This window comes from Pseudomonas baetica, from assembly GCF_051216495.1.
GTDB lineage: Bacteria > Pseudomonadota > Gammaproteobacteria > Pseudomonadales > Pseudomonadaceae > Aquipseudomonas > Aquipseudomonas baetica_B.
In genome coordinates, this window is record NZ_JBPKAM010000172.1 from 1 (window position 1) to 7,965 (window position 7,965).

At 61.3% G+C, this 7,965-nt stretch carries 10 protein-coding genes; 1 reads left to right on the forward strand and 9 read right to left on the reverse strand.

Annotated features, from left to right (window positions below; translation table 11 throughout):
- Positions 1-112: 112 nt before the first annotated feature.
- The 9 genes from ACSFE6_RS30085 to ACSFE6_RS30125 all read right to left on the reverse strand — a co-directional run bounded on the left by ACSFE6_RS30085 (position 113) and on the right by ACSFE6_RS30125 (position 6,792).
- On the reverse strand, positions 113-436 hold the full coding sequence (locus ACSFE6_RS30085; protein ID WP_075946317.1) for a DUF3392 domain-containing protein: 324 nt from the start codon (positions 434-436) through the stop codon (positions 113-115).
- 9 nt (positions 437-445) lie between these two features.
- On the reverse strand, positions 446-1,645 hold the full coding sequence (hemW, locus tag ACSFE6_RS30090) for a radical SAM family heme chaperone HemW (RefSeq protein WP_435431012.1): 1,200 nt from the start codon (positions 1,643-1,645) through the stop codon (positions 446-448).
- On the reverse strand, positions 1,642-2,238 hold the full coding sequence (rdgB, locus tag ACSFE6_RS30095) for an RdgB/HAM1 family non-canonical purine NTP pyrophosphatase (protein WP_435431013.1): 597 nt from the start codon (positions 2,236-2,238) through the stop codon (positions 1,642-1,644). The genes hemW and rdgB overlap by 4 nt, the downstream gene beginning before the upstream one ends.
- The gene (locus tag ACSFE6_RS30100; RefSeq protein ID WP_435431014.1) at positions 2,235-2,669 is read right to left on the reverse strand and encodes a DUF4426 domain-containing protein; all 435 of its coding nucleotides are present in this window, start codon (positions 2,667-2,669) and stop codon (positions 2,235-2,237) included. The genes rdgB and ACSFE6_RS30100 overlap by 4 nt, the downstream gene beginning before the upstream one ends.
- Before the next feature lie 25 nt (positions 2,670-2,694).
- The gene (gene metW / locus ACSFE6_RS30105; protein WP_435431015.1) at positions 2,695-3,315 is read right to left on the reverse strand and encodes a methionine biosynthesis protein MetW; all 621 of its coding nucleotides are present in this window, start codon (positions 3,313-3,315) and stop codon (positions 2,695-2,697) included.
- Positions 3,316-3,322: 7 nt separating this feature from the next.
- Positions 3,323-4,462: a homoserine O-succinyltransferase MetX gene (gene metX, locus ACSFE6_RS30110; RefSeq protein ID WP_435431016.1), complete on the reverse strand. Its 1,140-nt coding sequence runs from the start codon at positions 4,460-4,462 to the stop codon at positions 3,323-3,325.
- A 191-nt stretch (positions 4,463-4,653) separates the two neighbouring features.
- Positions 4,654-5,241, reverse strand: coding sequence for a YggT family protein (locus ACSFE6_RS30115; protein ID WP_435431017.1), 588 nt, complete (start codon positions 5,239-5,241; stop codon positions 4,654-4,656).
- Positions 5,242-5,265: 24 nt separating this feature from the next.
- Positions 5,266-6,084, reverse strand: coding sequence for a pyrroline-5-carboxylate reductase (gene proC, locus ACSFE6_RS30120; RefSeq protein ID WP_435431018.1), 819 nt, complete (start codon positions 6,082-6,084; stop codon positions 5,266-5,268).
- 21 nt (positions 6,085-6,105) lie between these two features.
- Positions 6,106-6,792 (reverse strand): YggS family pyridoxal phosphate-dependent enzyme, encoded by a 687-nt coding sequence (locus tag ACSFE6_RS30125; protein WP_435431019.1) that lies wholly within the window; start codon positions 6,790-6,792, stop codon positions 6,106-6,108.
- Positions 6,793-6,849: 57 nt separating this feature from the next.
- Between ACSFE6_RS30125 and ACSFE6_RS30130 the strand changes: the two genes are divergently transcribed.
- Positions 6,850-7,884: a type IV pilus twitching motility protein PilT gene (locus ACSFE6_RS30130; protein WP_435431020.1), complete on the forward strand. Its 1,035-nt coding sequence runs from the start codon at positions 6,850-6,852 to the stop codon at positions 7,882-7,884.
- The last annotated feature ends 81 nt before the right edge of the window (positions 7,885-7,965 follow it).

Sequence of the window (7,965 nt, forward strand, 5' to 3'; positions counted from 1 at the left end):
CGACTTTAGTACTCCTAGTCGTTTTGCTTGTGGCTACCCCACCCCCCCCCTTCTCCCCCCCCCCCCCCCCCCAGCAGGCTGGCTCCCACAGTTATTTTTGGACACGTAAAAATCAGCGGCGGTCTGCGACGACGCCGATGAGCACCAACACCACCAGCAACACCGGCGCGAGGCTGTAGTTGTTGAACTGGCTCAGACCCTTGACGATCCAAGGCGTGGCGTAGATCAGTGCGGCGCCGCTGCCGATCATGCACAGCAGGGCCATCAGCGGAACGCGCAAGGCGCCGGCGATGCTGCCCAGGCGTTGCTCGACCCAGCCTTTGAAGTCCGCGCCGAACAACACCAGCAGGCAGCCCACCAGGGCCAGGGCGATTTCCGAGAGGTTGCTGCGGCTCCAGCGAGACACGGTGGCGAGCAGGTCGAGTACCAAATCCATTCGATTTCCTTATGTCAGAAATTTCTGCAGCAAGTCGTTGAGGAAGAGTTGTCCGCGCTCGGTGGCCGCCAGACGTGACGGTTCGACCTGCAACAGGCCGCTTTGTTCGGCTTCGCGGCGGGCTTCGGCGAGGCTTTCCAGGGGCAGTCCGGTGCGTTCCGGGTACAACCGCGCTTCGACACCCGCGGTCAGGCGCAAGGCGTTCATCAGGAACTCGAACGGCATTTCTTCATTGGTCAGCGCTTTCTCGCCGGCCTGAAAGCGTTTTTTCGGGTTCAGGTAATCCTTCGGCAAGCGGGTCTTCCAGGTGCGAATGATGCGCCCGTCCGGATGGCTTAGCTTGCCGTGGGCGCCGGCACCGATGCCGATGAAGTCGCCAAAGCTCCAGTAATTGAGGTTATGCCGCGCCGGGCGATTGGGCTGGGCATAGGCCGAGACTTCATACTGGGTGTAGCCGTGTTCGGCGAGCAGCGCCTGGCCGGCTTCCTGAATGTCCCACAGGGTGTCGTCCTCCGGCAGCGTCGGCGGCTGGTTCCAGAACACGGTGTTCGGCTCCAGAGTCAGCTGATACCAGGACAAATGGGTCGGTTTCAAGGCGATGGCCTGGCGCAAATCGCTCAACGCGTCATCCAGGGACTGATCGGGCAGGCCGTGCATCAGGTCCAGGTTGAAGTTGTCGAACCCGGCCTGGCGCGCCATGCCGGCGGCTCGCACCGCTTCGTCGCCATTGTGAATACGCCCCAGTGCCTTGAGCTTTTCCTGCTGGAAGCTCTGGATGCCGATCGACAGGCGATTGATACCCAGTGCCCGGTAGGCGACGAACTTCTCTTGTTCGAACGTGCCCGGATTGGCTTCCAGGGTGATTTCGATGTCGCTGGCGAACGCGATGCGCTGTTCGACGCCCTTGAGCAAGCGACCCAAGGCTTGGGCGCTGAACAGGCTCGGCGTGCCGCCGCCGAAGAAAATCGAACTCAGCTCGCGGCCGTAGACGGCATGCAGATCCTGATCAAGGTCAGCCAGCAGTGCGTCCACATACTCTTCTTCCGGCAACACGGGGCTGGCGGTGTGGGAGTTGAAGTCGCAGTAAGGGCATTTGCGCACGCACCACGGGATGTGGATGTACAGCGCCAGGGGCGGCAGCACAGGCAGGGCCGCCCGAGGCGTTTGCGCGCCGCCGAAGATCAGCGGCGCGGATGATTCAACGGTCATTTCAATCCCAGACGCTGGCGCAGCAGATCCATTGCACGGGCGCGGTGGCTGATCTGGTTCTTGTCACCCGGGCTGAGTTCGGCGCTGGAGCAATCGCGTTCCGGCACCCAGAACAGCGGGTCGTAGCCAAAGCCGTGCTTACCGCTGGCCTCGGTCAGAATGCGGCCGTGCCACAGCCCTTCGCAGAGGATCGGCAGCGGATCGTCCGCATGACGCACCAGCGCCAGCACGCAGACGAACTGCGCGCCGCGCTCGGCTTCAGGCACGTCCTTCAACACGTCGAGCAACTTGGCGTTGTTCGCCGCATCGCCCTTGCCATCGGCATAACGCGCCGAGTAGATGCCCGGCGCGCCGCCGAGGAAGTCCACCGCCAGCCCGGAATCGTCGGCGAGTGCCGGCAGGCCGGAAATGCGCGCGGCATTGCGGGCCTTGAGGATGGCGTTCTCGACGAACGACAGACCGGTTTCTTCTGGCTCCACGCTGCTGAATTCGCCAATCGAGCGCAATTGCACCGACTCGCCGAGCATGGCCTGGAGTTCCTTGAGTTTGCCGGCGTTATGGCTGGCGAGTACGAGTTGCGTCAAATTGATCATTCGCCGGGAAAGAGCTCTTGGTTGAAGTTGATGGTGTTGATTTTGTCACCGGTCTGCACCTTGATCTCGAAGGTGCGGGTTTCCTGCTGCGGCACCGGGTATTGGGCGATGTAGTAGATCGCACCTTGCTCGGTAATTTGCTTGAAGTTCAGGTTCACGCTCTGGCTGGTCAGGTCTTTGACCGTGCCACTGACCTGAGCCATCTGCGGTTTGCCATCCTTGAGCACCGAAATATTGATCACGCCCTGGTTCTTGCTGCGGGTGAGCTCCGCGGCCTTGGCGATGTCCGGTGTCAGGAACGTGGAGTTGAACGTGTTGTAGTGCACCGTCGTGTCACCAAAGACTTCCTTGCGTTCACCTTTGATCGCATCAGCGGCCAAAGCCGAGACGCTCAGGCAGGCGGTGAGTAGAACTAGCGCTAGACGACCCATGATCATTCTCCTCGAAGTAAGGTGTTCAGACCGCGACCTTGTGGTCTGCAAGCCCCGGGCTGCTGACGCGGTAAATGCCGATCTCACCTAACAGATTAGGCCATAGCTTGCTGGCCCACCCATGTCGATGCTGTTGATCCACGGCTAGCCGATCAATGACCTTGGCTTCACGTTCGCGGCACAACGCTTCAAAGTCGGCGAAGGTGCAGAAGTGGATGTTTGGCGTGTTGTACCAGGTGTACGGCAGAAACTCGGAAACCGGCATCCGGCCCTTGCTCGCCAGGTACCAGCGGCAGCGCCAGTGACCGAAATTCGGGAAAGTGATGATGCACTGGCGGCCGACGCGCAGCATTTCGTCGAGGATCTTGTCCGGATAGTGCACTGCTTGCAGCGCCTGGGTCATGACCACGATGTCGAAGCTGTTGCTGGCGAAGTTGCCCAGGCCCTTGTCCAGGTCCTGTTCGATGACGTTGATGCCCTTGGCTACGCACTCGGCAATGTTGTCCGCATCGTTTTCCAGGCCATAGCCGGTGACTTGCTTGTGATCGCGCAGCCAGGTCAGCAGTTCGCCGTCGCCGCAGCCGAGGTCGAGCACGCGGCTGCCGGCGGGGATCCATTCCTGGATGATTTCCAGATCGGCTCTCATGTCTTCCTCAAAACGTAATGCGGTTCATGTAATGACCGAATGCCTGCAAGTAGCGCGGGATCGGAATCAGGAAGGCGTCGTGGCCTTGCGGCGCGTCGATTTCCAGGTAGCAGACGTCCTTGCGTGCCGCCATCAGCGCGTCTACCAGTTCCCGCGAGCGGGCCGGGGAGAAGCGCCAGTCGGTGGTGAACGACATTACGCAGAACTTGGCGGTGGCCTTGGCGAAGGTCTTGGCCAGGTCATCATCGAAGGCGGCCGCCGGGTCGAAATAGTCCAGGGCCTTGGTCATCAGCAGGTAGGTGTTGGCGTCGAAACGCCCGGAGAACTCTTCGCCCTGATAGCGCAGGTAGCTTTCGACCTGGAACTCGACGCTGTGGAAGTCGTAGTTGAGCTTTTCGCTCTTGAGGCCACGGCCGAATTTCTCGCCCATGGAGTCGTCGGACAGATAAGTGATGTGCCCGACCATGCGCGCCAGCATCAAGCCGCGCTTGGGGATCACACCCTGTTCCTGGAATGAACCGCCGTGGAATTCCGGGTCGGTGAGGATTGCCTGACGCGCCACTTCGTTGAACGCGATGTTTTGCGCCGACAGCTTGGGCGCCGAGGCGATGGCCAGGCAGTGACGGATACGGTCAGGGTAGGTGATGCTCCACTGCATCGCCTGCATGCCACCGAGGCTGCCGCCAATCACGGCGGCGAATTGGGCGATGCCGAGACGATCGGCCAGGCGCGCCTGGCTGTGCACCCAGTCTTCCACGGTCAGCACCGGGAAGTCGGCGCCGAACGGTTTGCCGGTCTCCGGGTTGACGCTGCTCGGGCCGGTGGAGCCGTTGCAACCGCCGAGGTTGTTCAGGCTGACCACGAAGAACTTGTTGGTGTCGATTGGCTTGCCGGGGCCAATGCAGCTGTCCCACCAGCCGGGCTTGCGGTCGTTGGGGCTGTGGTAGCCCGCCGCGTGGTGGTGGCCGGACAGGGCATGGCAGATCAGCACGGCGTTGCTCGCCGCGGCGTTCAGCGTGCCGTAGGTTTCGTAAATCAGGTCATAGGCCGGGAGCGAGCGACCGCAGGCCAAGGCCAGGGGTTCGCTGAAGTGCGCCACTTGCGGCGTCACCAGACCAACAGAATCGGGGGGAAAGGCAGCTGGCATCGACCCTGCTCTCGTTGAAATGAGGCGTAAGTCTAAAGACCGCTGGGGTTAGCGGCAAGCAAAGGCCGGGCCTGATTGCATTCAGTTGAAACCGGGTGCTGCATTCGCGAGCAGGCTCGCTCCCACAGGTATTGCGCAATTCCTGTGGGAGCGAGCCTGTTCGCGAAAAACGATGACGCGGTACAGCAGGATCAGATCAGACCGAACAGCTCACGCGGCATCAGCGCGTAGTACGCCAGGCGCGGGATCAGCCAGCTTTGCAGCAACTGCAGCACGATAAAGGCGAAGATCGGCGAGATGTCGAGGCCGCCAAGGTTCGGGATGATCCGGCGGAACGGCGCGAGGACCGGCTCGGTGATCTGCTGGACCAGTTCGGCGCCGGGGTTATGGCTTCCCGGAGCGACCCAGGACAGGATCACGCTGATGATCATCGCCCAGAACAGGATCTTCAAAAACAGCGCGAAGATGCCGACCAATGCCCATGGCGCCAGGAACAGCACGTTGACCTCATAGCCGCTGAGCAGCAGGATCACCGCGAACAGTGCCATCTGCACCAGCAGCGCCAGGACCAGCGACGACATGTCCAGGCCGAACATGCTCGGGATGACCCGACGCAGTGGCTTGAGCAGCGGTTGAGTGGCCTTCACGGCGAACTGGCACAGCGGGTTGTAGAAGTTCGCCCTCACCAATTGCAGGATGAAGCGCAGCAGCACGATCAGCAGATACAGGCTGCCCAGGGTTTGAATCACAAAAATGGCAGCGTCATTGAGTCCGAGCATTATTGATTCCTTATTAAGTGCTGATTAGCGGCCAAGTTGCTCAGCCATTTCGGCCGAGCGGTGTGCGGCGGCGCCCAGTGCTTTTTCGACCAGTGCTTCGAAGCCATCGGCCTGGAAGGACTTGATGGCCGCTTCCGTGGTGCCCGCAGGCGAGGTGACGCGGCGACGCAATTCAGCGGCGTCGACGTCGCTGGATACGGCCATGTGCGCAGCGCCCAGTGCGGTTTGCACGGTCAGTTGGGCGGCGACGTCCGCTGGCAGACCGAGTTTTACGCCGGCAGCCGTCATGGCTTCGATCAGCAGGAAGAAGTACGCAGGGCCGGAACCGGAAACCGCGGTGACTGCGTCCAGTTGCTGTTCCTCGTCCAGCCACAGGGCAATGCCGACCGCGGACAGCAGCTCCTGGGCTTGCTGACGCTGTTCGGCGCTGACCTGGGCGGTGGCGAACAAACCACTCACGCCTTGGCGCAGCAGCGCTGGCGTGTTGGGCATGCAACGCACGATCGGCTGGTTACCCAGCCAGTTGTTCATGCTGGCGCAGGTAATACCGGCCGCAATTGAAACCACCAATTGACCGGGTTTCAGGCTTGGGCGGATGGCTTCGCAGACGGTTTTCATCGCCTGGGGCTTGACCGCCAGCACGACGACATCGGCGCCTTCGATGGCTTGGGCGTTGTCGGCAAACACTTCGATGCCGTGTTCGGCGCTTACGCGTGCGCGGGTTTCTTCACCCGGATCGCTGGCGCGGATCTGTGCGGCGTCCAGGCCTTTGGCCCGCAGGCCACCGATCAGGCTGGCGGCCATGTTGCCGGCACCGATAAAGGCAATACGCGTCTTGCTCATGTCAGGTCCTTATAAAGAGGGTCACGGGTGACCATAGTCGCGAGCACCGAACAGGGCCGTACCAATACGAACCCAAGTGGCGCCCTGGGTAATGGCCGACTCAAGGTCATGGCTCATGCCCATGGAAAGTGTGTCGAGCGGCAGATCGAGGCTGGCCTGCAGGTTTTGCACGGCAGCGAAAGCGGCATCCTGGGCGGTGCGATCTTCGGTCGGCTCGGGAATGGCCATCAGCCCGCGTAGCTTCAGGCGCGGCAGGGTGCTGATGGCATTGGCCAGGGCCGGCAGGTCGGCCGGCGTGCAACCGGACTTGCTGGCTTCACCGCTGACGTTGACCTGGATGCAGATGTTCAAGGGCGGCAAATCGGCGGGGCGTTGTTCGGAAAGGCGTTGTGCGATTTTCAGACGATCCACGGAATGCACCCAGTCGAAATGCTCGGCGATAGCGCGAGTCTTGTTCGATTGAATGGGGCCGATGAAGTGCCAGATCAAGGGCAGGTCGGCCAGTTCGAGCTGCTTGCCCAGAGCCTCCTGCAGATAGTTTTCGCCAAAGTCACGCAGGCCGGCGGCATAGGCTTCGCGCAGGTCCTGTGCGGGTTTGGTCTTGCTCACGGCCAGCAGATGGACGCTGTTTTCGTCACGATGGGCGGCGAGTGTTGCGGCGTGTATGCGCGAACTAACCCGTTCAATGTTGTCTGCTATGGTGGACATTCAAGAGGCGCCAGCGAGTCTGAGGTTGGCCGCATTCTACTGGAATTGAGGGGGGCTATGGATATCACTGAGCTACTGGCGTTCAGCGCCAAGCAGGGAGCTTCCGACTTGCACTTGTCCGCAGGCCTGCCGCCGATGATCCGTGTTGACGGCGATGTGCGGCGCATCAACCTGCCGCCGCTGGATCACGAGGAAGTGCAGACGCTGATCTACGACATCATGAACGACACCCAGCGGGTGGATTTCGAAAAGCACCTGGAAACCGACTTTTCTTTCGATGTGCCCGGCGTTGCGCGTTTTCGGGTCAACGCATTCAACCAGAATCGTGGAGCCGGCGCGGTGTTTCGCACGATTCCGTCCAGGGTGATGGGCATGGACGAGCTGGGCATGGGCGACGTATTCCGCAAGATGACCGACGCCCCCCGGGGGCTGGTGCTGGTGACCGGGCCGACCGGCTCCGGCAAATCCACCACGTTGGCGGCGATGATTGACTACCTGAACAGTCATCGTCATCACCATATCCTCACCATCGAAGACCCGATCGAGTTCGTCCACGAATCGCGCAAATGCCTGATCAATCAGCGTGAAGTCCACCGCGATACCCGCAGCTTCGCCACGGCCCTACGTTCAGCCCTGCGCGAGGACCCGGACGTGATTCTGGTGGGGGAGATGCGTGACCTCGAGACGATTCGCCTGGCGCTGACGGCCGCCGAAACCGGGCACCTGGTGTTCGGCACGCTACATACCACGTCGGCGGCGAAAACCATCGACCGGATTATCGACGTATTTCCCGGGGACGAGAAATCCATGGTGCGCTCGATGCTCTCCGAATCACTGCTGGCCGTGGTGTCCCAGACGCTGGTCAAGAAAATCGGTGGCGGGCGTATTGCGGCCCACGAAATCATGCTCGGCACCTCGGCGATCCGTAACCTGATCCGTGAGGACAAGGTGGCGCAGATGTATTCATCGATTCAGGCTGGCGGGTCGCTGGGGATGCAGACGCTGGATATGGGGTTGAAGGATCTGGTGAGTAAGGGATTGGTCAGCCGGGACCATGCGCGGGAGAAGGCGCGGTCGCCGGATAATTTTTGAGAGTGTTGTGGTGGTTTCCAGGACGCCTTCGCGAGCAGGCTCGCTCCCACAGGGGAATGCATTCCAATGTGGGAGCGAGCC